General features: G+C 61.6%; 23 protein-coding genes and 3 tRNA genes. 6 read left to right on the forward strand and 20 right to left on the reverse strand.

From position 1 onward, the window contains the following. Positions 1-767: 767 nt before the first annotated feature. The 5 genes from G533_RS0100730 to G533_RS0100750 form a co-directional block, all read right to left on the reverse strand. Positions 768-855 (reverse strand) — tRNA-Ser (locus G533_RS0100730). A gap of 81 nt (positions 856-936) precedes the next feature. Further along, on the reverse strand, positions 937-1,344 hold the full coding sequence (locus G533_RS0100735; RefSeq protein ID WP_027948297.1) for a DUF1761 domain-containing protein: 408 nt from the start codon (positions 1,342-1,344) through the stop codon (positions 937-939). A 156-nt stretch (positions 1,345-1,500) separates the two neighbouring features. Then, a complete protein-coding gene (gene queF / locus G533_RS0100740) occupies positions 1,501-2,322 on the reverse strand; it encodes an NADPH-dependent 7-cyano-7-deazaguanine reductase QueF (protein WP_051229845.1) in 822 nt (273 codons plus the stop codon). Positions 2,323-2,325: 3 nt separating this feature from the next. Continuing rightward, positions 2,326-3,099, reverse strand: a complete 774-nt coding sequence (locus G533_RS0100745; RefSeq protein ID WP_027948299.1) for an ABC transporter permease — start codon at positions 3,097-3,099, stop codon at positions 2,326-2,328. Next, a complete protein-coding gene (locus tag G533_RS0100750) occupies positions 3,096-4,013 on the reverse strand; it encodes an ABC transporter ATP-binding protein (protein WP_027948300.1) in 918 nt (305 codons plus the stop codon). Before G533_RS0100750 ends, G533_RS0100745 begins: the two co-directional genes overlap by 4 nt. Before the next feature lie 71 nt (positions 4,014-4,084). On the opposite strand from G533_RS0100750, the gene G533_RS20020 reads away from it, so the two are divergent. The 3 genes from G533_RS20020 (at position 4,085) to G533_RS0100765 (ending at position 4,736) form a co-directional block, all read left to right on the forward strand. Then, positions 4,085-4,462, forward strand: coding sequence for a PA2817 family protein (locus G533_RS20020; RefSeq protein ID WP_051229846.1), 378 nt, complete (start codon positions 4,085-4,087; stop codon positions 4,460-4,462). 102 nt (positions 4,463-4,564) lie between these two features. Beyond that, positions 4,565-4,640: transfer RNA gene (locus tag G533_RS0100760), tRNA-Glu, on the forward strand. A 20-nt stretch (positions 4,641-4,660) separates the two neighbouring features. Continuing rightward, positions 4,661-4,736 (forward strand) — tRNA-Gly (locus G533_RS0100765). Between the two features lie 154 nt (positions 4,737-4,890). Here the strand turns inward: G533_RS0100765 and G533_RS0100775 are convergent. From G533_RS0100775 to G533_RS0100795, 5 genes are read right to left on the reverse strand one after another with little or no spacing between them, the layout of a single operon-like run. Then, positions 4,891-6,018: a 4-phosphoerythronate dehydrogenase gene (locus tag G533_RS0100775; RefSeq protein ID WP_027948301.1), complete on the reverse strand. Its 1,128-nt coding sequence runs from the start codon at positions 6,016-6,018 to the stop codon at positions 4,891-4,893. Beyond that, positions 6,018-6,617, reverse strand: a complete 600-nt coding sequence (locus tag G533_RS0100780; RefSeq protein WP_051229847.1) for an elongation factor P hydroxylase — start codon at positions 6,615-6,617, stop codon at positions 6,018-6,020. Before G533_RS0100780 ends, G533_RS0100775 begins: the two co-directional genes overlap by 1 nt. Further along, positions 6,617-6,853 (reverse strand): sulfurtransferase TusA, encoded by a 237-nt coding sequence (gene tusA, locus G533_RS0100785; protein WP_027948303.1) that lies wholly within the window; start codon positions 6,851-6,853, stop codon positions 6,617-6,619. The genes G533_RS0100780 and tusA overlap by 1 nt, the downstream gene beginning before the upstream one ends. Beyond that, positions 6,850-7,104 carry a YheU family protein gene (locus G533_RS0100790; RefSeq protein ID WP_027948304.1) on the reverse strand — a complete coding sequence of 85 codons (255 nt, stop codon included), beginning with the start codon at positions 7,102-7,104 and terminating at the stop codon, positions 6,850-6,852. Before G533_RS0100790 ends, tusA begins: the two co-directional genes overlap by 4 nt. Before the next feature lie 3 nt (positions 7,105-7,107). Further along, positions 7,108-7,905, reverse strand: a complete 798-nt coding sequence (locus G533_RS0100795; protein ID WP_027948305.1) for a class I SAM-dependent methyltransferase — start codon at positions 7,903-7,905, stop codon at positions 7,108-7,110. Positions 7,906-7,976: 71 nt separating this feature from the next. Between G533_RS0100795 and G533_RS0100800 the strand changes: the two genes are divergently transcribed. Then, a complete protein-coding gene (locus tag G533_RS0100800; RefSeq protein WP_240472330.1) occupies positions 7,977-8,510 on the forward strand; it encodes a glycine cleavage system transcriptional repressor in 534 nt (177 codons plus the stop codon). On the opposite strand, the gene G533_RS0100805 is transcribed toward G533_RS0100800, so the two are convergent. From G533_RS0100805 to prmB, 3 genes are read right to left on the reverse strand one after another with little or no spacing between them, the layout of a single operon-like run. Then, positions 8,496-8,714 (reverse strand): hypothetical protein, encoded by a 219-nt coding sequence (locus G533_RS0100805; RefSeq protein ID WP_027948307.1) that lies wholly within the window; start codon positions 8,712-8,714, stop codon positions 8,496-8,498. The genes G533_RS0100800 and G533_RS0100805 overlap by 15 nt on opposite strands. 8 nt (positions 8,715-8,722) lie before the next feature. Then, positions 8,723-9,841: a chorismate synthase gene (gene aroC, locus G533_RS0100810; protein WP_027948308.1), complete on the reverse strand. Its 1,119-nt coding sequence runs from the start codon at positions 9,839-9,841 to the stop codon at positions 8,723-8,725. A gap of 40 nt (positions 9,842-9,881) precedes the next feature. Next, complete coding sequence (gene prmB / locus G533_RS20025; protein ID WP_240472331.1) at positions 9,882-10,820, reverse strand: 50S ribosomal protein L3 N(5)-glutamine methyltransferase; 939 nt, start codon at positions 10,818-10,820, stop codon at positions 9,882-9,884. A gap of 153 nt (positions 10,821-10,973) precedes the next feature. Between prmB and folE the strand changes: the two genes are divergently transcribed. Next, the gene (folE, locus tag G533_RS0100820) at positions 10,974-11,522 is read left to right on the forward strand and encodes a GTP cyclohydrolase I FolE (RefSeq protein ID WP_027948309.1); all 549 of its coding nucleotides are present in this window, start codon (positions 10,974-10,976) and stop codon (positions 11,520-11,522) included. Here the strand turns inward: folE and G533_RS0100825 are convergent. The 3 genes from G533_RS0100825 to htpG form a co-directional block, all read right to left on the reverse strand. After that, positions 11,519-12,094, reverse strand: a complete 576-nt coding sequence (locus G533_RS0100825) for a DUF4892 domain-containing protein (RefSeq protein ID WP_205622516.1) — start codon at positions 12,092-12,094, stop codon at positions 11,519-11,521. The two genes, folE and G533_RS0100825, sit on opposite strands and share 4 nt — an antisense overlap. Before the next feature lie 8 nt (positions 12,095-12,102). Then, the gene (locus G533_RS0100830; protein ID WP_027948311.1) at positions 12,103-13,155 is read right to left on the reverse strand and encodes an NAD(P)H-dependent glycerol-3-phosphate dehydrogenase; all 1,053 of its coding nucleotides are present in this window, start codon (positions 13,153-13,155) and stop codon (positions 12,103-12,105) included. Between the two features lie 78 nt (positions 13,156-13,233). Beyond that, complete coding sequence (gene htpG / locus G533_RS0100835) at positions 13,234-15,153, reverse strand: molecular chaperone HtpG (RefSeq protein ID WP_027948312.1); 1,920 nt, start codon at positions 15,151-15,153, stop codon at positions 13,234-13,236. A gap of 128 nt (positions 15,154-15,281) precedes the next feature. On the opposite strand from htpG, the gene G533_RS0100840 reads away from it, so the two are divergent. Next, a complete protein-coding gene (locus tag G533_RS0100840; RefSeq protein ID WP_027948313.1) occupies positions 15,282-16,808 on the forward strand; it encodes an alpha/beta hydrolase domain-containing protein in 1,527 nt (508 codons plus the stop codon). Between the two features lie 96 nt (positions 16,809-16,904). On the opposite strand, the gene sucD is transcribed toward G533_RS0100840, so the two are convergent. From sucD to odhB, 4 genes are all read right to left on the reverse strand, one after another. Continuing rightward, positions 16,905-17,780, reverse strand: a complete 876-nt coding sequence (sucD, locus tag G533_RS0100845; protein WP_027948314.1) for a succinate--CoA ligase subunit alpha — start codon at positions 17,778-17,780, stop codon at positions 16,905-16,907. A gap of 1 nt (position 17,781) precedes the next feature. Next, positions 17,782-18,951 (reverse strand): ADP-forming succinate--CoA ligase subunit beta, encoded by a 1,170-nt coding sequence (gene sucC, locus G533_RS0100850; RefSeq protein ID WP_027948315.1) that lies wholly within the window; start codon positions 18,949-18,951, stop codon positions 17,782-17,784. Between the two features lie 110 nt (positions 18,952-19,061). Further along, positions 19,062-20,501, reverse strand: coding sequence for a dihydrolipoyl dehydrogenase (gene lpdA / locus G533_RS0100855; RefSeq protein ID WP_027948316.1), 1,440 nt, complete (start codon positions 20,499-20,501; stop codon positions 19,062-19,064). A gap of 25 nt (positions 20,502-20,526) precedes the next feature. After that, the gene (gene odhB / locus G533_RS0100860; RefSeq protein ID WP_027948317.1) at positions 20,527-21,780 is read right to left on the reverse strand and encodes a 2-oxoglutarate dehydrogenase complex dihydrolipoyllysine-residue succinyltransferase; all 1,254 of its coding nucleotides are present in this window, start codon (positions 21,778-21,780) and stop codon (positions 20,527-20,529) included. Between the last annotated feature and the right edge of the window lie 18 nt (positions 21,781-21,798).

A 21,798-nucleotide genomic window follows, 5' to 3' on the forward strand; every position in this document is an offset into this window, starting at 1 on the left:
ACTCTGTAGGCAAGCCTGGAGAATGCCGGAGACAACGAGGGACTTGATGGAAAGCACCGACCTGAGTCGATGGCGTGGAGAATGGACTGACGACCCTGGGGTCGGTGCGCCGAGTACAGTCCTGGACGCACAGGCCCGTTGTAACCGAACGGTCGAGGGCGGGCGCCCTCTGTGCCACTGATCCGCAGTGGCCACGGGTATTTCGGTCTACGGCGGGTATTCTAGGAACCCGTCACGCGCGCGTCCTGCCGAAAAGCGGCCTGGCGCCGGCGTACTTTCGGGGCTCCGAGCCCTCGTCACTACCCCGCTACGCTATGTAGTGACGAGGGCGCATCGGACGGCACAACGCATCCAAGGGGGACAAGAAGAGAAGAGCAAATGGCCAGTACGCAGGATAACCCGTCATCGCCGGGCGCGTGTATGGCCACACGGTAGGACCGCGCGACTTGGCGCAACGGAATACGACGCCTGTGCCAAGGGAAAGCCCGTCAGGCCCCGACGGACTAAGTGGTGCCACTGGCACCACTTAGTCATCCAAGGGCAGGCGGGGTTTTTGGCGGACAGTACGAGATGGTGGCCCGAAAAGCCTATGGGTCCAAGAATTTTGAGAATTACCGGCTGAGGGTGCTGACCCATTGTGGATGGGCGGTGCGGCGTTCCGATGGCATCATCCACAGTGGGTAGAGCCGCAGTATGTTGGTATTTTTGTTGGTAACTATTTCGGTATGGATTTTTATCTAATTAAATCAACAGCTTACTTTCCATAATGGCGGTGAGGGAGAGATTCGAACTCTCGAACGGTTGCCCGTTACACACTTTCCAGGCGTGCGCCTTCGACCACTCGGCCACCTCACCGTGAGGGCGCGGATAATAACATAACCGCTAGCGCTTGCCAGCGTTTTAGCGGCAGTTTGTTCTACCGCGTTGACGTCCTCGCTAGCGCCAACCGCCCAACACCGCACCCATCGCGGTGAGCGCCACCACCCAATAGCCCCCGTTTATAAGCAGGTACGACCAGGGGCGTTGCTCGAACAGCGTGATAACCCCCGTGGCGAAAAACAGCCAGCCAAACCCTGTAAGAAAGCCGTAGAGCGTGCCGGTGGCCAGAGTCACGCCGGGTGCGGCCAGAAACCGCTCCAGGCAGAGCGCCATCACCAACAGGAAAACGAAGGCGAGGCCAAAGATTCTAGCCTTGTTTCCACTGTTTACCTGCGCCTCGGTCAGGCCGGCAGCCCGCATCCACGCGGCACCAAACAGCAGGGGGGAATACCACAGGCCGCCGATCACAAACGCGGTGAACGTGGCGACCAGAACGGCGAGAAAGTGAACAGGAACTTCAGCCATGTCGACCTCCAATAAACGTTGATTTTGTTGTTGTTGTCGCACAACTGTTGCCGAGGGCGGCGCTGGAGTCAAGACCTGCCTGGGCGGCCATAGCGGCGGCCCCCAACACTTGCAGGAAAAACCACTGCGCCTGTGCGCTAAGCGCGGGTTCTGGTGCTACTGCCGCGCCAAACGCAGCCACGGCGGCTCGCCGCCACCGCTGCTGCGAAATGGATTGATGTCCAACCCACCGCGGCGGGTGTAAAAGGCCTGCAGGTGTAGAAATTCGGGGTGGCAGGCCTGTTGGAGGTCGCAGAAGATACGCTCCACGCACTGCTCATGGAAATCCTGATGTTCGCGATAGGCCAGGATATAGCTGAGCAGCGCCGCGTGATCCAGTGCGGGCCCGCGGTAGTGCAACCACAGCGTTGCCCAATCGGGCTGACCGGTTACTGGGCACAGAGAACGCAGGAGGTGACTGTACAGCCGCTCCTCCGCCACATTTGCGGGCGCGCACTGCAGCATACTGGCGTCGGGCTCCCGCCGGGGCCAGCGCCCGGCAGCGCTGTCAATGCACAACCCATCGGGCTGAGCGCCCGTCAGAGCAGGGTCATCGGGGGCGAATACTGCCAGCGCAACCTCACCGCCCGCGGCGGCACTGACATCCCGCACAATACAGGCCAGGGCGGCAGCCTCATCGTCAAACACCGTGTTGTTGAGGGAATTCAGATACAACTTGAAAGACTTGGACTCCACCAGGTTCGGCGTGCTGGCGGGAATGGTGAAACGCCCTACTCTGGCCAGCGCCTTGTCCTGGCTATCCAGCCAGGACAGCTCGTAGGCATGCCAGACGTCAATGCCCTCGAAGGGAAGCTGCTCGGTCAAACCCAGCGCAGCGCGCCCTTCGCGGCGGGGGATGGGATAAAGCAGTTCCGGCGCATACTGGGTGGCTGCGGGTACCTGCTTGCCCAGCAGCAGCGCTTCTGAGTCCAGTGCCACGGCTTACTGCCGCAACCGTTTACCGGTATTCAGCAGGTGCATGCTGTAGCACCAGGCCGCGACGGTGAACACGGCAATCATGCCAAAGGCCACACTGAGACTGACGTCAGACACACCGAGCACGCCATAGCGAAACGCATTCACCACGTAGACCAGCGGATTGAGCTTCGATACAGCGGCCCAGAAATCAGGCAGCAGGTCCATCGAATAGAACACACCGCCCAGGTAAATCAGCGGCGTCAGCACAAACGTTGGAATAATCGAGATGTCATCGAAGTTGTTGGCGTACACCGCGTTGATAAAACCCGCGAGCGCAAACAGGATGGAGGTCATCAGCACAATGATCACCACGACCGCAAAGCTGTGCATGTGCAGGTCGGTGAAGAACAGCGACACCAGCGTAACAATAACCGCAACCAGCAACCCCCGGCTCACGCCACCAATCACATAGCCCAGCAGAATAATGTAGTTCGGCGTGGGCGACACCAGCAGCTCTTCAACACTGTGGTTGAATTTGGAGCCGAAGAAAGACGACACCACATTGGAGTAGGAGTTGGTCACAATGGCCATCATGATCAGGCCCGGCACCACGAACTGCATGTAGGTGAAGCCGCCCATGTCACCGATGCGCGACCCGATCAGCGAGCCGAAAATCACGAAATACAAGGACATGGTAATCGCGGACGGCAGCAGTGTCTGGGTCCAGATACGCAGGTAGCGCTTCACCTCCTTGCGCAGGATCGTGACCAGGGCGACCCATTGTTCCTGAAAATTCATTGCGCACCCTCCACCAGCCGTACAAACATCTCTTCCAGCCGGTTTGCGCGATTGCGCATGCTGCTGATGCGAATATCGGCCTGACTGAGCCCCGCAAACACCTCGTTGATATGCTGGCCCTTCTCGACTTCTATCTCCAGCGTGCGCTCATCCACGCGCCGCACACCAAACCCTTCGATCTCCACCACGTCGGGCAGCTCGTCCACCGCATCGAAGATGAACACCTCGCGATGCAGCCGGCGCAGCAGGTCGCGCATGGAGCTGTTTTCCACGATCTCGCCGTGGTTGATGATGGCGATATTACGGCACAAGGCCTCGGCCTCTTCAAGGTAGTGCGTGGTGAGAATGATCGTTGTCCCCTCCTGATTGAGTTTTTGCAGGAAGTCCCACATGGAACGGCGCATCTCGATATCCACCCCGGCCGTGGGCTCATCAAGGATCAGCAAGCGCGGATTGTGCACCAGGGCACGGGCAATCATCAGTCGCCGCTTCATGCCACCGGAGAGCATGCGCGAGGGCACATGACGCTTGTCCCACAGGCCCAACTCACGCAGATATTGCTCAGCGCGCTCGCTGGCCAGCGCCTTCGGCATCCCGTAGTAACCCGCCTGATTGACCACAATGTCGAACGGCTGTTCGAACATGTTGAAGTTGAATTCCTGCGGCACGATGCCGATATTTTTCTTGGCCCCGGCAAAGTCCTCGTCGATATCAGTACCGTATACCGCCACCCGGCCCGCCGTTTTTGCCACCAGCGAGCAGATCACGCCAATGGTCGTCGACTTGCCAGCCCCGTTGGGGCCGAGCAGCGCAAAGAAATCGCCATGCTGCACTTCAAGGCTTATGCCTTTCAGGGCCTGGAAGCCGCCGGCGTATTGCTTGGTGAGATTTTCAATGGTCAGTGCTGGTATCATGCCGCCTCGGTATACCCACGGGAGAATTCAAGCGCTGCATTGTACCTGCAATCGCCGCACTGAACGAGACGATGGACGACACGCAATATTTACAGCACTGCCGCGGGCTCTGGCGCGAGTTCGCAACGACCCTCAATCAACGCACAGCAGGCCTGGATTCGGAGAACCCGCTGCGTGAGCTCGCCGATGCCTGCTATCGCCTGCCCGATGAGGCGCTGTATATCCAGGGGCCGCCGCTGGTGATGCGGTTGTTCACCCACCAACCCGAGTTTGCCCCCACGTTTCCGCGCACACTGCTGTGGTTTCTGGGCGGCGATTGCCTGCACGTGCTGACCGATGAGGAAATCGCGACTTTCCAGGCGCTGGATGAAGCGCGCCTCGAGGCGGCCGCTCGCGGCGAGCTGTTTGACTATCAGGGTAACGCCGCCGCACGCCTGCAACTCACCTAGCCAGCCCTCTGCCCCCGCGAGATCGCAAAAAGTGCACCTTCAGGTATTGACGTCTTCTGGCTCTCTACCTACAATGCGCGCCTCTTGATTGAGAGCCTTTGCGTCCCCTTCGTCTAGTGGCCTAGGACACTGCCCTTTCACGGCGGTAACAGGGGTTCGAACCCCCTAGGGGACGCCACTCTCTCACACTCAAGAGCTGCGGGAATAGCTCAGTTGGTAGAGCGCAACCTTGCCAAGGTTGAGGTCGCCGGTTCGAACCCGGTTTCCCGCTCCACTCTGCAACACCAACAATCTTCTCAACCCGCTCATCGCTGCCTACTGTTTGGTAGAGTGCAACCTTGCCATGGTTGAGGCGGGGCGCGTAGCCTCGCCGGTTCGAACCCGGTTTCCCGCTCCACTCTGCAACACCAACAATCTCCTCAACCCGCTCATACCACGACTGCGCCCAGAGCCTTCACCCACTCGACCTGGTCGGAGTTGGCTGCCGCCACCAAACTTCCCGCCAGTTCCCGCCGCACGGGGTAGGTTTTGCGCAGCTGGTCAAACGCGTGACGCGCCTGCTCCACAGGTGCACCAAACACAACCTCGCGCAGGCGACTGTCGTCTGCGTGGATGTCATAGCGCGCCGCGCACAGCCAGCGCAGCACGTCCACACCGCGTAAATGCGGCGGTAATTGCAGGGTTTCAGGCAGCACGGCGGTGAGGGGCGATGCCTGCTCTTGCGCACGCAACTCCTGCTGCAGCGCCCGGGCCAGTTGCCGGGTCGCCGTCAGTTTGGCATCCAGACTGTAGCCGGCGATATGCGGTGTACCGATATCGACGCGCTCCAGCAGTGCCGGCGACACCTCCGGCTCGAATTCCCAGACATCCAGCACGCAGCGCGGGGCATCCGACGCCTCCAGCCGCGCCTGCAGTGCAGCGCTGTCGATCACCTCCCCCCGGCTGGCGTTGATAAGCAGGGAGCCGGCACCCAGCTGTGCGAGTTGCGTGTGGCCCAGCAGGTGGTAGCTGGGCCAGGGCGCGGCGCGGGTGAGTGAGGTGTGCAGCGAGACCACATCGCACGCCAGCACGCTGGCCAAAGGCGCCGGCTCAGGCACCGCGCCCGCTGGCAGCCAGGGGTCATACTGCAGGCTGGCAATTCCCAGCGCTGTCAGGCGCGCCCGCAGTAACTGACTGACGTGGCCATAGCCGACGATACCGGCACGGCCTCCGGCGAGGAGCCGCTCCAGCACCCCGGGTTGCGCCGCAATGGCTGCCAGCACGTATTCCACCACCGCGTTGGCGTTGGCACCGGGGGCTGCCGCAAAGGCGATACCGGCCGCCCGCAGCCAGTCGATATCCACATGGTCCAGCCCCGCGGTGGCACTGCCGACAAATCGCACCGGGCTGTTGCGCAATAACGCCGCATCGACGCGTGTCACCGAGCGCACCAGCAGTACATCCACCACGCGCAAGTCCGCGGCGGTAATCCGGCGACCCTCCACCGCTCGCAGTTCGCCCATATGACCGAAGCAATCGTGCAACCCGGGAATATTCTGGTCGGCGAGAATGCGCATCAGCGGGGATCAGCTGAGGGCACCGCCGTTGCCCTCACCAGCGCCGGCGTCAGGGCGCCTCGCTTGTCGAACTCGACCTGCAGCGCGCGGAAAAATACTGCGGCGCGGCGCGGCAAGGTGGCTCCGGCGAGGCGCAGGGCCTCACGACGCACGGCGGACTCGAAGGCGCTGTGGTCGCCAGCCTCCCCGACCTCTGCCGCCAGATTGTCGGTACTGATCCGAAAGGGAAAGCCACAGGCAATGGAAAAACACCACTCCAGTGCCTGTGGCCGTACCTCTACCGACTCGAAGGCGGCCTGCGCCGCAGGATCACGGCCCTCCGGCGCATACCAATACCCGAAATCCACCTGTTGCCTGCGCGCGGCACCCGCAATGCACCAGTGCGCGGTTTCATGCAGCGCGCTGGCAAAGTAGTCCTCGCGAAACCAGAGCCGATGCGGTTCACCCGGTTGGGTCGACGGCGCATACAGCGGCTCGTCTGCACCGCCGCACAACAGCGTGTTTTCAGACTGCAGGAAACACTGCGCGAACACACGCTCCACGCGGCGGGCACAGAACACGGGCGCGTGGGCGCGAGAAGGCTGGGTGGTGGACGCCATCAGCTGCCTTTGCGCAACAGGAACAGAAAGTTGCCGGCCTCCTCCGTCTCGGAGAGCAGTTCATGGCCGAGAAAGGAGCAAAACTTCGGAATGTCGCGCTGCGTGGTGGGGTCAGTCGCGACCACGCGAACCGTTTCGCCCACCTGCATGTCGCGAATACAGTTGTGCAACAGCATGACCGGCTCGGGGCAGTACAGCCCGCTCACATCCAGGGTGTGGTCTGCGGCGCCGGTCACGACAGCACCCCGCCGGACAACAAAACCCGGGCGCTGTCACGCGGCAGCAGGTCCCAGGTTTCACTGTCGCCGTCATACAGCAAGACGAGCTCGCCAGTGTCCAGCTGGCCACGCAACTGCTGCACTTTGGCGCCCAGGCTCAGCTCGCGGTCGCCGTAATCGGTACCATCGCGACTGGCAAACTCCTCCAGCAGCGCGCCCAGAACCTCTGGCGACAGGCGGGAAGGCGGTATCTCGAGCAGGTCAGCCAAGGCTCACGCCGGTTTGACGAAGCGCAGGGTCATGCGGTCGCTTTCGCCGATGGCCTCGTACTTGGCGCGGTCTTCTTCAGCGCCGCGCAGCGCCGGCGGTAGTGCCCAGACGCCAGCGGCGTGATCAGCTGTATCCCGCGGGTTGGCATTGATCTCACTGCGCGCGTCCAGCTTGAAGCCGGCTTTCTCTGCAGCGGCGATGACATGCGCTTCAGTGACATAGCCGCTCTTCGCCATTGCCGAGAGGTCATCACCTGAAGGCGCGCGATGCTGCACAACGCCCAACGTGCCACCGGGCTTGAGTGCCGTGAACGCGGCGGCGAGCGTTGCATCGAGGCTATCCATGCGCATCCAGCTGTGGATGTTGCGGAAAGCAACCACGAGGTCAGCGGAGCCCGCGGGGGCGACGGTGGTCTCTGCCGGTGGCGCCAGTTGTGTCACAGTGACAGCGCCGTACAAATCATTGTTTGCGGCGAGCTTTTGCAGGAATCCGCCCAACGCGTTGCGGAAATAGCCATTGGACGAGATATTCATGCCGAAATGTGCCGCGTAGAGCTGCCCGTCCTTGGCCACCAGTGGCGCCAATACCTCGGTATACCAGCCACCACCGGGCGACAACTCGACCACGGTCATGCCTTCCTTGAGGCCAAAAAACTCCAGTGTCTCGCGCGGGTGACGGGAGCTGTCCCGCGCCTTGTTCTCTGCGGCACGTTGCTCGCCGTTCAGGGCGCTCTCCCAATCGAGAGCAGCATGAGCCGGAGCCAGGGCCACAGCCAATAACAGTGCCAGTACATATTTCATGGTTGTTTCCTTCTGCCACATGGGGTTGCGGGTTAATATACGGGCTGTGGCAGTGAATGTGGAGCCTGATTGTGCAATCTTCTTTTATCGTAACCTTCATTGGGGACGATCGCCCCGGCCTCGTCGAACAATTGTCCAGCGCGATTGAGCGTTGCGGCGGCAACTGGCAGGAAAGCCGGCTCTCACAGCTAGGCGGCAAGTTTGCGGGCCTGGTGCTGGTTACCCTGGCGGAGGACGCCGGAGATACCCTGGAGCAAGCGCTCAAGGGCCTGGCGAGCAGCGGCATCAGCGTGCGGGTCACACCCGCGAGTGTCGCCGCGGCACCCGCTGCGGGTCAGCGCATCACCCTGGCAGTGCTCGGGCCGGATCGGCCCGGCATTGTGCGGGAGATTTCACGTGCGCTGGCGGCAGAACAGGTCAATGTCATCGACATGGAAAGTGAAGTGAGCAGCGCGCCGATGAGCGGTGAGCCCCTGTTTCGCGCGGAGATACTCGCGGAAGTACCCCAGGGCGCATCGCAGGAGGCCCTCACCGACGCGCTCGATGGCATTGCAGAACAAATGACCCTGGAGATAGACCTGGGGGCCAATTCAGTCGCGCGTTGACAGGCGACGCAAGCCAATCCACAGCGCGGCCGCGAGGGCCGCTGCGAGCACCAGCAAGCCAACCACCGTCAGCGTCATCAGGAACATGTCCCAGATGCGCTCGGGGGGAATGTCGAAACTGTCCACCGCACCCCATACCAGAGCCGCCATGGCCAGCAACCCGAGAATAAGCGTGCGTAGATAACGGCGTCTGGAGCGTGCCATGGCAGCGCCTAGCGCGACGATGCCGGTGCAGGTGCCGACGCGGGTAAAACGGGCGTGGTACAGCTCACATCCATGTTCTGACCGCGGTGACGCAACACATGGTCCATCAGCACAATCGCCAGCATCGCCTCGGCGATAGGGGTGGCGCGAATGCCGACACAGGGGTCGTGACGCCCGTGGGTCACCATCTCCATCGCGGTACCTGCGGTGTCGATGGTCGCACCGGGCTGGCGGATGCTGGAGGTGGGTTTCAGCGCCAGGCTCACGGTAATATCCTGTCCGCTGGAGATGCCGCCCAGCACGCCGCCGGCATTGTTCCCGACGAAGCCCTCCGGCGTCAGCAGGTCGCGGTGCTCACTGCCCTGCTGCTCCACAACCGCGAAGCCGGCACCGATTTCCACGCCCTTGACCGCGTTGATACCCATCATGGCATGGGCAATATCGGCGTCGAGGCGATCGAAGACCGGCTCTCCCAACCCAGGCATCACGCCGCTGGCCACCACGTTGATGCGCGCGCCAATGGAGTCCCCGCGCTTGTTCAACGCCGCCATGTAGGTTTCCATTGCACTGACTTTTGACGGGTCGGGGCAGAAAAACGGATTGCTCTCCACGCTGTCCCACTGCACGGTTTCAGCGCGAATGGGGCCCAGCTGGGCCAGATAGCCGCGGATAACAATGCCATAGCGTTCGTGCAGGAATTTGCGCGCGATCGCTCCGGCGGCCACGCGCATGGCGGTCTCGCGAGCCGATGAGCGCCCGCCGCCGCGGTAATCGCGAAAACCGTACTTCTGCTGATAGGTATAGTCTGCATGTGCCGGACGGAAGGTATTGGCGATGTCTGAGTAGTCCTTGGAACGCTGATCAGTGTTGGCGATCAGCAGGCCAATGGAGGTACCGGTAGTGCGCCCTTCAAACACCCCGGACAGAATCTGCACTTCATCCGCTTCCCGCCGCTGGGTAGTAAAGCGTGAGGTGCCCGGCTTGCGCCGGTCCAGGTCGCGCTGCATGTCTGCCGTGGTCAGGCTCAGCCCCGGGGGGCAGCCATCCACGATGCAGCCCAGCGCCGGACCGTGACTTTCACCGAAGCTGGTCACCGTGAACAGCTTGCCAAGAGTATTGCCAGACATGGTTAACCAACCTCCGCCAGAAACGCGCCAGTATACGCTATCAGGCCGCGCTTGGCCGACTTTCAGGCAGTTCCGCCGCGCTCAACACGCACACACCGTGGCCTCCGTGCTCGAATTCGATCCAGGTGAAAGGCAACTGGGGAAATACAGCCTCCAGGGCCTCCCAACTGTTCCCGACTTCGAGCACAAGGAGGCCGTGGGGCTGCAGGTGAGCTTTTGCCTGCATCAGAATCCGCCGTGTGACATCCAGCCCGTCTTCACCCGAGCCCAATGCCAGTGCTGGCTCGTGGGCATACTCGGCGGGCATCTCCGACAGGTCGGTGGCATCCACGTAGGGCGGGTTGGTCACAATGATGTCATAGCGCTCACCTGCCACAGCGTGAAACAGGTCGGACTGCCGAATGCGCACCCGCTGTTCCAGCCCCAGGGCTCGCGCGTTGACCGCGGCCAACGCCAGGGCGTCGGCGTCCAGATCCAGCAGGTCGACCTGCGCCTCTGGCAAATACCATGCGCTGGCAAGCCCGATGCAACCGCCACCGCAGCAGAGATCCAGAATACGGGCAGGACCGGGACCCCGGTACCAGGGCTGGTAACCGGCGCGCAGCAATTCCGCGATCGGGGAGCGCGGGATAATAGCGCGGGGGTCGCAGTGCCAGCGCAGCCCGGCAAACCAGGCTTCGCCGGTCAGGTAGGGCAGCGGCATCCGTTCGGTGACTCGGCGGTGCAGGAGGTCAGCTGCTGCACTCGCCTGTGCGCTGGCAAGCGGTAGCGACAACACGCGGTCGTCACTGTCTGCCGGCAACTGCGCGCACCACAACACCAGTTGCACAGCCTCATCCCAGGCGTTGTCGGTGCCGTGGCCATAGTACGCCGGGGAAGCTTCCAGCGCGGCGGCTACCGCCTCGAGCGCTTCACCCACGGTCGCCGCAGCGGCCACGGCCTGTGTCGGTGTATTCTGCATGCCGCGAGTGTAAATCATCCACCGCAGCTGCAATAGTCTCGCGCACCCCCCTAACCCCATACACGGGCCTCCAACGGCGGCAAGTCGAACGCCAGCAGGTTTGCCTTCGCCGGGGCCGGTTGCTACTATCGCCGGCCGGCCGCAGGGCGGGTAAACAAGGGGAAACAACGCATGGAACAAGAGTGGGCCAGAATCATCGAGGCGATTGGCGAAGACCTGTCACGCCCCGGCCTTGCCGACACACCGAAGCGGGCAGCCAAGGCCTTCGAGTTTCTAACGCGCGGCTACCATCAGTCTGTTGAAGATGTAGTCAATAACGCCCTGTTTCCCTCCGACTCCAGTGAAATGGTTCTGGTACAGAACGTTGAGCTGTACTCGCTCTGTGAGCACCACGTACTGCCCTTTATCGGCAAATGCCACGTAGCCTACATACCCACCGGCAAGGTGCTTGGCCTATCCAAGGTCGCGCGTATCGTGGATGTGTTCGCGCGGCGCCTGCAGATTCAGGAATCCCTGACCACGCAGATTGCGCAGACCATCATGGACGTGACGGAAGCGGAAGGTGTGGGTGTGATTATCGAAGCGCAACACATGTGCATGATGATGCGCGGTGTAGAAAAGCAGAACTCGGTGATGAAGACCTCGGCGATGCTCGGCAGCTTCCGCACCGAGCAGAAAACACGCGACGAGTTTCTCTCGCTGTTGCAGCTCGGACGCTAGAGCAGCCCCTCGCCGGCTTCCGGCGCCAGGGTAAGAACGTCCACATGCAAATACTGGCGGTCCGCCGTGCGCGCGCCGCTGTAGAGCAGCACGCGGTAGGCGCCCTCGGCACCCTCCACCGCATACACGCGATAACTCTGGTCGTCTGCGCGGCCATACAGCAGACGCTGACCAAACACCCGGTTAGCCCACTGCGAGCCCGAACCGCAGGCGCGGCCGTCACAGGCAAATAAACGCGTGGCAGTGCCCTGCCCGGCCAGATTACGCTCCAGCCGCTTGAGCACCTCGCGCGATGTGAAGCCATCGACAATCTGCCAGGTGGCGCGCTGCAGCTCACCGTTCATACGCACACTGTCGCGAAACACCCAGGCCCCCATGGATTTCTGGATGGGGCCAAGGCCTATCTCGTGGTCTCTCACCACTTCAGTTGAGCGCGCAATGGACAGGGCGTGAGGAAACGATTCCAATTCATCCAGCAAGGCCTGGGGGCTGTAATCAGCGGCCCGTGTAGCACTGGCGCCGACAGCCACAACACAGGCCATTAGCCAGAACGCCACTCTGCAATGTTGCACGAAAGACTTCAATCCTCTCTCCTCGCCCTGTGCGCCGCGCGCAAATCGCCCACCGCAAATTCGACATCACGCGCCTGCTCGCTGGACATCATATCACTGAAGATCTCCGATACCGGGCGCTGCTCATACAGAATACCGAACAAACCATTGACCAAAGGCATGTGCACACAGCGCCGGTCTGCTTCGGCCTTCAACAGTGCAAGGGTATTGATGCCTTCCGCAACCTGGTCCATATCCGCCAGCACGGCATCCAGCGGCTGCCCCTTGCCCACCGCATAGCCGATCCGGTAATTGCGCGACAGCGGCGAGGAGCAGGTGACGAAAAGGTCACCCACCCCGGACAGACCCAGAAAGGTCAGCGGGTTGGCTCCCAGCTGCACCGCGAACTGCGACATTTCGGCCAGCGCTCGCGTCAGCAGCATGCCCACCGTATTTTCACCAAACGACAAGGCGGCCCCCAGGCCGGCGAGAATGGCGTACACGTTCTTCAGCGCACCACCCAGTTCTACGCCAAACATGTCCTGCGAGGCGTAGACGAGAAAGCGCTCGCTGTGCAGCAGGTCGTGCAATGCCGTGTTCAGTGCATCGCTGTCGCTGGCGACAACCGAACCCGTCACGTGCCCGGCCGCGATTTCACTGGCCAGGTTGGGGCCGCTGAGTACCGCACGCGGATTGTCCGGCGCCTCGGCACGCAGAATTTGGCTCATCAGGCTGAAACCACCGGGTTCAATGCCCTTGGTCAGGCTGACCAGGCAGGTGCGTGACGCAACGAGTGGTGCAACGTCCCGCACGATCTGGCGAAAGGAGGCGCTCGGCACAGCGACGAACACAGTATCGGTGTCTGTCACCGCATCCGCCAGCGAGGTAGTGGCCCGCAAGCGGCTGTCCAGCCGGTAACCGGGCAGATAATCGGTGTTCTCGTGGCGCGTATTGATCTGCGCAACGCGTTCCGCGTTGCGCCCCCAAAGGGCGACCCGGTGCCCGTTGACAGCAACCAGGTTGGCAATCACGGTTCCGAAACTGCCCCCCCCGAGAACGGCAACCCGGTGTGAACGAGGCATGACGTACTCCCTATTCTTATGCGCTCCAGCTTGGCAGCGTAGAGCGGGCCTGGCAAGCGCCGGGCCCGCGACGGGAGATCAGCCCTTGCTCAATTGCAGCAACAGACTGTTGAGGCGGCTGACGAAGCTCGCGGGGTCTTCCAGCTGGCCGCCCTCCGCCAGCGTCGCCTGATCCAGCACCACGTGTGCGAGATCACCGAAGCGGGCTTCGTCCTGCTCTGCGTCCAGCATTTGCAGCAGCGGGTGCGAAGGGTTGATCTCCAGAATGGGCTTGCTGTCTGGCACCGGCTGACCGGCGGCTTCGAGAATACGCTTCATCTGTGCGCCCATATCGAAGTCGCCCACCACCAGGCAAGCCGGTGATTCCGTGAGTCGTGCCGAAGCACGCACTTCCGCTACCGCATCGCCCAGCACGCTGCCCAGCCGTTCGACCAGGGCTTCGCTGGTCTCCTTCAATTTCTCCTGCTCGGCTTTCGCCTCCTCGGAATCGTCCTCCAGGTCCAGCGCGCCGCGCGCCACATCCTGCAGTTTCTTGCCGTCAAATTCCTGCAGCTGATTCATCAGCCAGTCGTCGACGCGATCGCAGAGCAGCAGCACTTCAATGCCCTTCTTGCGGAACACTTCGAGATGCGGGCTCTTGCGTGCGGTATTGAAGTTCTCCGCCACCACGTAATAGATTTTCTCCTGCCCTTCCTGCATACGGCTGACATAATCCGCGAGCGATTGATCCTGCTCGGGCTGGTCGGTATGCGTGGTGCTGAAACGCAGCAAGCCGGCAATCTTCTCCCGGTTGTTGAAATCTTCCGCGGGGCCTTCCTTGAGTACCTGCCCAAATTCTTTCCAGAAATTGGCGTAGTCATCACCCTCCTTTTTCGCCAACTTGGCCAGCATGTCGAGCACGCGTTTGGTCAGGGCGCTGCGCATCGCGTCAACCGCACTGTCCTGCTGCAGAATCTCGCGCGACACATTCAGCGGCAAGTCGTTGGAATCAACTACACCTTTCACAAAGCGCAGATACAGCGGCAGGAACTGCTCGGCGTCGTCCATGATGAAGGTGCGCTGCACGTACAACTTGAGGCCGCGGTTCATGTCCCGATTCCACAGGTCGAAAGGCGCACGACGCGGGATATACAGAAGGCTGGTGTATTCCTGCTTGCCCTCGACCTTGTTGTGGCTCCAGGTCAAAGGTTCGTCGAAGTCGTGGGAGACGTGGCGATAGAACGCCGCATAATCCTCATCGCTGATCTCCGTGCGCGGCCGTGTCCACAGCGCGGTGGCTTCGTTAACCGGCTTGTATTCCGGCTCGGCGGCCTCCTCCGCGGACTCCTCCTCGGCCTCGTTGCCAGCAGCGGTTTCCAACATCATCACCGGCACCGAAATATGGTCGGAGTACTTCTTGATGACGCTGCGCACGCGCCAGTCATCTGCAAACTCGCTGCAGGCGGGTTTCAGAAACAGGGTGATGGTGGTACCGCGGCTCTCCTTGCTACGCGCCTCAATGGTGAATTCGGCCTCACCGTGGGACTCCCACAGCACGCCGCTGTCATTCTCGGCCCCCGCCTTGCGGGTATGCACTTCCACCCGGTCGGCGACGATAAACGCGGAGTAGAAGCCCACACCGAACTGGCCTATCAGCTGCGAGTCTTTTTTCTGGTCACCGCTCAGGTTTTCGAGAAAGGCCGCCGTGCCGGATTTGGCGATGGTGCCGAGGTTCTCGATCACCTCTTCCCGATTCATGCCGATGCCGTTATCGCTGATGGTGATCGTATTGGCGTCCTTGTCGACGTCCACACGCACTGCAAACTCGCCCTGCCCCTCCAGCAACGCGTCATCCGCAAGGGCGGCAAAACGCAGCTTGTCGATGGCATCCGAGGCGTTGGAGATCAATTCGCGCAGGAAGATCTCCTTGTTGCTGTACAGGGAATGAATCATCAGGTGCAGCAGTTGGCGCGCTTCGGTTTGAAAACCAAGAGTTTCTTTCTTCACATCCGCAGTCATGGGTCCCTCGCGAGTAGTGACAGGTAAATGAGTGTATTGCCGTGGGCAACTGCAGAGGTGGGGGCTAAGCGCTGGCATTTCAAGTCAGGCTAATGCATATTAGCCTCATAACAATCAGGAGCGACGGTATGAACCCGACCACCCACCGCTGGCCGCTTGCCCTCGGGCTGTCTTTCTCACTTCTCGTCGGTTGCAGCGATGGCAGCGATGGCGTGCCTGCACCGCCGGAGCCACCACCGCCGGTAGAGCCAGACTACCTGCCTATTGCCCAACCCGAAGTGGCCGACCCGCCGGATGAAGGCGACCTGTTCCTGCTCTCCACCACATTTGATTTGGCTGATGTCGGCTACCAGCAGCGCGAGTATTTCCTCTCGGGCACGGCGACCGCGTTCGGCAACCTGAACGAATTGACCAGTGACGGCGTCTGGGAGGCCGAGCCCGCGAGCAGCGCCGACTACCGCACCCGGGTGGTGGTCTATCGCCCGATTGATGCGGCGGATTTCAGCGGCACCGTGCTGGTGGAATGGCTGAACGTTACCGCGGGCTTTGACACGGGCCCCTCCTACGGTTCCGGGCATGTGGAAATGCTGCGCCGGGGGCATGTGTGGGTCGGTATATCGGCACAGCGTGTCGGCATAGAGGGCTCTTCCGGCACACCTGTGGCACCGCTGAACCTCAAGGCCGTGAATCCGGCGCGCTACGGCTCGCTGGAACACCCTGGCGACAGCTTCTCCTACGACATGTTTTCCCAGGCGGCACAGGCTCTGCGGGAACCGGCCGCTGTCGACTTGCTGGAAGGCCTTGAGGTGCAGCAGATGATCGCATTGGGGGAGTCCCAGTCCGCCGGGCGCCTGATGACCTACATCAATGCCATCCACCCGCTGTACAACACCTTCGACGGCTACATGGTGCACAGCCGCGGGGACGGCAGCTCTCCCCTTTCCCAGGAGCCTGAAGCCGAGATCCCGACGCCAGAGAGTGTACGCGTACGGGAAGATCTGAACGTGCCGGTTTTCAACTTCCAGACCGAAACGGATGTCCTGCTGTTGGGCGCCATCAATGACCGCCAGCCCGACAGCGACAATTTCCGGCTGTGGGAGGTCGCCGGCACCGCGCACGGTGACTACTACTCCTTCATTATCGGCCGCGAAGACACCGGCACCGATCCACGCTTCCTGCTGGTTGAAGAGGCCAATGGCATTCCCGGCTTCCTGAACTGCGCGCGGCCTGTGAACGCCGGCCCTATGGCCTGGGTTTTCAGTGCGGCATTGCGCGCACTCGACACGTGGGTGCGCGACGGTACCCCGCCACCCACGGAAGAGCTGCTCAGCGTGGACGACAGCAACAGCGCCTTCGTCAAGGATGAACAGGGCAACGTGCAGGGCGGTGTGCGCACACCCTGGGTGGATGCACCGGTCGCTGTGCTCTCGGGGGAAGGTCAGGAGGGAGACCGACTGTGCTTCCTGTTCGGCACCACTGTGCTGTTTGATGCCGCACAAATGGCCGCACTCTATGTGGACCAGGCGGGCTATGAAGCAGCGGTCGCGGAATCACTTGACCGCGCACTGGAGGGCGGATTCCTGCTCCCCGAGGACGCGGAGCGCATTCGTGCCGTGGCGCCGCTGCAGTGGCAATCTCAGGTGCCGGGCGACTGATCACGCAACATACAGACAAAAAAAAGCCCGCACTAAGCGGGCTTTTTTCTTGCTGGGGAAGGCGACTACCAAGCCACCAACCCCTGATACAACGGCTTATTTCCAGCCAGTGACCTCGGCGAGGGCCTTGCCGATATCGGCCAGGCTACGCACGGTCTTCACCCCGGCATCTTCCAGTGCAGCAAACTTCTCGTCTGCTGTACCTTTACCGCCAGAGATAATCGCGCCCGCGTGGCCCATACGCTTGCCTTTCGGCGCGGTAACGCCAGCAATGTAGGACACAACAGGCTTGGTCACATTGGCCTTGATAAAGGCCGCTGCCTCTTCTTCGGCGGTGCCGCCAATTTCACCGATCATCACGATGGCTTCGGTCGCCGGATCCTTCTCGAACATCGCCAGGATATCGATGAAGTTGGAACCGGGGATAGGATCGCCACCGATGCCAACGCAGGTGGACTGGCCAAAGCCTGAGTCCGTGGTCTGCTTGACGGCTTCATAAGTGAGTGTGCCTGAACGCGACACAATGCCCACTTTGCCGGGCAGGTGGATATGGCCCGGCATGATGCCGATCTTGCATTCGCCGGGGGTGATAACACCGGGGCAGTTGGGGCCGATCAGGCGCACGCCCAGCTCATCGCACTTCACTTTGCAATCGAGCATGTCGAGGGTCGGAATACCCTCAGTGATGCAAACGATGAGCTTCACGCCACCATTGGCCGCTTCCAGGATGGAGTCCTTACAAAAGGGCGCCGGCACGTAAATCACTGACGCATCGGCCCCGGTGGCCGCTACGGCTTCCGCCACAGTGTTGAACACGGGCAGACCGAGGTGGGTCTGGCCACCCTTGCCAGGCGTTACGCCACCGACCATCTGGGTGCCGTAGGCAATCGCCTGCTCGGAGTGAAAGGTGCCCTGGGAGCCGGTGAAGCCCTGGCAGATCACCTTGGTGTTCTTGTCAATCAGAATACTCATTTCAGGCGGCTCCTTCAGCTGCTTTGACTGCCTGCTGGGCAGCATCGGTGAGGCTGGTAGCGGCGATGATGTTCAGGCCGCTGTCGGCGAGAACCTGGCGACCGAGCTCGGCGTTGTTGCCTTCCAGGCGCACAACAACCGGCACCTGCACCCCAATTTCCTGCACGGCGCCGATCACGCCTTCCGCAATCAGGTCGCAACGCACGATACCGCCGAAGATGTTGATCAAGACGGCCTTGACCTTGTCGTCGGAGAGAATGATCTTGAACGCTTCAGAGACGCGCTCCTTGGTCGCGCCGCCGCCCACATCGAGGAAGTTCGCCGGTGCACCACCGTGCAGCTTGACGATATCCATGGTGCCCATGGCCAGGCCAGCACCGTTGACCATGCAGCCGATGTTGCCATCCAGAGCGACGTAGTTCAGTTCCCACTTGGCGGCGTGCGCCTCACGGGCATCTTCCTGCGAAGGGTCGTGCATCTCGCGCAGCGCGGGCTGGCGGTACATCGCATTGCCGTCAACGCCCAGCTTGGCGTCCAGGCAGTGCAGGTTGCCCTGGTCCGTGATCACCAGCGGGTTGACCTCGATCAGCGCCAGGTCCTTGTCCTTGAACAGCTGTGCAAGGCCCATGAAGATCTTGACGAACTGCTTGATCTGGTCGCCCTGGAGGCCCAGCTGGAAGGCCAGTTCACGGCCCTGGTAAGGCTGGGCACCGACCAACGGGTCGATAATGGCGCGCAGGATTTTTTCCGGCGTTTCTTCCGCAACTTTTTCGATTTCCACGCCACCTTCAGTGGAGGCCATGAAAACGATGCGACGGGTAGCGCGGTCAACCACCGCGCCGAGATAGAGTTCCTCGGCGATATCGGTGCAGGTTTCGACCAGGATCTTGCTAACCGGTTGGCCGCCTTCGTCCGTCTGGTACGTGACCAGATTCTGGCCCAGCCACTTGGCAGCGAAATCGCGCACTTCGTCAGTGGTTTTCACCAGCTTGACGCCGCCCGCCTTGCCGCGGCCGCCCGCGTGCACCTGAGCCTTGACGACCCACATGTCACCACCGATGGTCTCCGCTGCCTTGACCGCCTCTTCCGGCGAATCGACAGCATACCCCTTGGATACGGGCAAGCCGTACTCGGCAAACAGCTGTTTGCCCTGATACTCGTGAAGGTTCATGCTTTGTCCTGTGTGTTGCTTAGTGTCCTGGAATGCGCCCTAACGGCCCATACCCCCCAGTGCCTCGTCTGCGCCAGAATAGGTTTTATGCGCGCGCGACCGGGCAAAGTTCATTTCCGAGGCTTGCGATTGGCGATGTGAATGGCATGACCATGCACCGCCAGGGCGGCCTCGTGTACTGCTTCCGACAAAGTCGGGTGTCCAAAAACGGTCAGCGCCAGATCTTCCGAACTGGAGCCGAATTCCATGGCAATCACCACCTGCTGAACCAGATCGGCGGCGGACGGGCCAACAATGTGGCAGCCCAGCACCCGATCGGTCTCGGCATCGGCGATGATCTTGACCATGCCATCGGTGTCATTTGCCGCGAGTGCACGTCCGCTGGCGGCAAACGGGAAAACACCCACTTTAAAGTCTACGCCGTCTGATTTCAGTTCCTGCTCGGTGCGCCCCACGGCAGCCACCTCAGGATGCGTATAGATAACAGACGGGATGCAATCGTAATTCAGTTGCGCCTTCTTGCCGGCGATACGCTCCGCCACCATGACGCCCTCTTCCGAGCCCTTGTGCGCAAGCATGGGGCCGCGCACCACATCGCCCACCGCATACACATGCGGCGCTTCCGTTGCGCAATAGTCATTGACGTATATGAAGCCGCGCTCGTCGAGGTTGACGCCACAATCCGTCGCCAACAGGTCTTCCGTGCGCGGGCGGCGGCCGACAGACACAATCAGCTTGTCGAACACCTCCCGGTGTTCGCCATCGGCATTGGTAAAGGTGACCTCCACTTTGCCGCCCTTCACTTCCGCACCCGTCACCCGGGTGCTGAGGCGAATATCGAGCCCCTGTTTCCGGAAGATCTTGCCGGCTTCCTTGGCAATCTGTGCGTCCATCATCGGCAGCAGATCATCCAGTGCCTCCAGCATCACCACTTCGGAACCCAGGCGTGCCCAGACGCTGCCAAGCTCGAGGCCAATGACACCCGCGCCAATGACGCCAAGCCGCTGCGGTACTTCACTGAATTCCAGTGCGCCGGTGGAGTCGACAATGTACTCGTTGTCCACCGGTGCCGGCGGTATGGCGATGGGGCTGGACCCTGCCGCAATGATGATGTTCTCAGCCTCAACGACGCTGACCTTGCCGTCCTTGTCCGTCACTTCAACCTTGCAGCCGGCGAGCACCTTGCCGCGGCCCTGGATGCTGGTGACACCGTTGTGCTTGAACAGGCCGGTAATGCCCCCGGTGAGCTGGTCAACGATTTTGGTCTTGCGCGCCATCATCGCCGCAATGTCCATACGCGGCTCGTCGATGGCGATACCGTGCAGGCTGAAATGATCCCGCGCTTCGACAAACTTCTGGCTACTGTCGAGCAGCGCCTTGGAGGGAATGCAGCCCACGTTCAGGCAGGTGCCACCCAGGCGGGTCTTACCTTCCGTATCCACCCATTGTTCAACACAGGCCGTGGTCAAGCCGAGCTGGGCCGCTTTGATTGCTGCCACATAGCCGCCGGGGCCTGCGCCTATTACCACTACGTCGTATTTGTCAGCCATTGTCTTTCCTATTCCCGTCGAGTGCTTACAGCTGCAGCAGAATGCGGGCCGGATCTTCGATCAGGTCCTTGACTGCCACCAGGAACTGTACCGCCGTCTTGCCGTCAATCAGGCGGTGATCGTAGGACAGCGCGAGGTACATCATGGGCAGTATCACCACTTCTCCATCGACGGCCATGGGCCGCTCCTGGATTTTGTGCATGCCCAGAATACCCGTCTGGGGGGGATTCAGAATCGGTGTCGACATCAGCGAGCCGAACACGCCGCCGTTGGTGACGGTGAACGTGCCGCCGGTCATGTCATCAATCGTCAGCTTGCTGTCGCGGGCGCGCAGGCTGAGGTCGCGAATGGCCGCCTCCACATCTGCCAGGCTCATGAAGTCGGCATCCCGCAACACCGGCACCACCAGTCCGCCGGGCGCGGAGACCGCGACACCGATGTCCTGATAGCCGTGGTACACCACGTCGGTACCATCGATGGACGCGTTGACTTCGGGGAATCGCTTCAGCGCCTCGCAGCAGGCTTTGACGAAGAAACCCATAAAGCCCAGGCGCGTGCCGTTGTGCACTTTCTCGAACTGCTCTTTGTATTTCTCGCGCAGGGCCATGACGGGGGCCATGTTGACCTCGTTGAACGTGGTCAGCATCGCGGTGCCGTGCGTGGCTTCCAGCAGGCGCTCGGCAATGCGGGCACGCATGCGCGTCATCGGCACGCGCTTCTCTACGCGCTCACCAGTCGGACCGGCGGGCACCTGCGGCATGCTGTCTTTGCTGGCGCTGGCCTTGGCCGGGCTGGCGGCCGCTGCAGGAGCAGGTGCCGGCTTGTCTTTCAGGTGCGCCAACACGTCTTCCTTGGTGATACGACCGCCCTTGCCCGTGCCGGCAATGCTGGCGGGATCGAGTTTGTGCTCGGCAACCAGCTGACGCGCGGCAGGACCCATCAGGCCATCTGCCTCATCGCTGTCCTTTTCATCGGCGCTGTCGGCGGGTTTGTCGGACGCCTTGTCCGCCTTTTCCGCCTTGGGTGAAGCGCTCGCCGACGCGCCCGCTTCCAGCGTCGCAAGCAGCTGCTCGCTCTGGATGGTCTCGCCTTCGGCTGCATGGATCTTGCTGATCACCCCGTCCTCCGGAGCCACCACTTCCATCACCACCTTGTCGGTCTCTATCTCCACGATCAGTTCGTCGCGAGAGACCGCCTCCCCTTCCTGCTTGTGCCAGGTGGCAATTTCCCCGTCGGCAACGGACTCGGGGAATGCTGGGGCCTTGATTTCGATAGCCATTTCGGTTCCTTTGGAAAG

Source organism: Haliea salexigens DSM 19537 (genome assembly GCF_000423125.1).
GTDB classification, from domain to species: Bacteria; Pseudomonadota; Gammaproteobacteria; order Pseudomonadales; family Halieaceae; genus Haliea; species Haliea salexigens.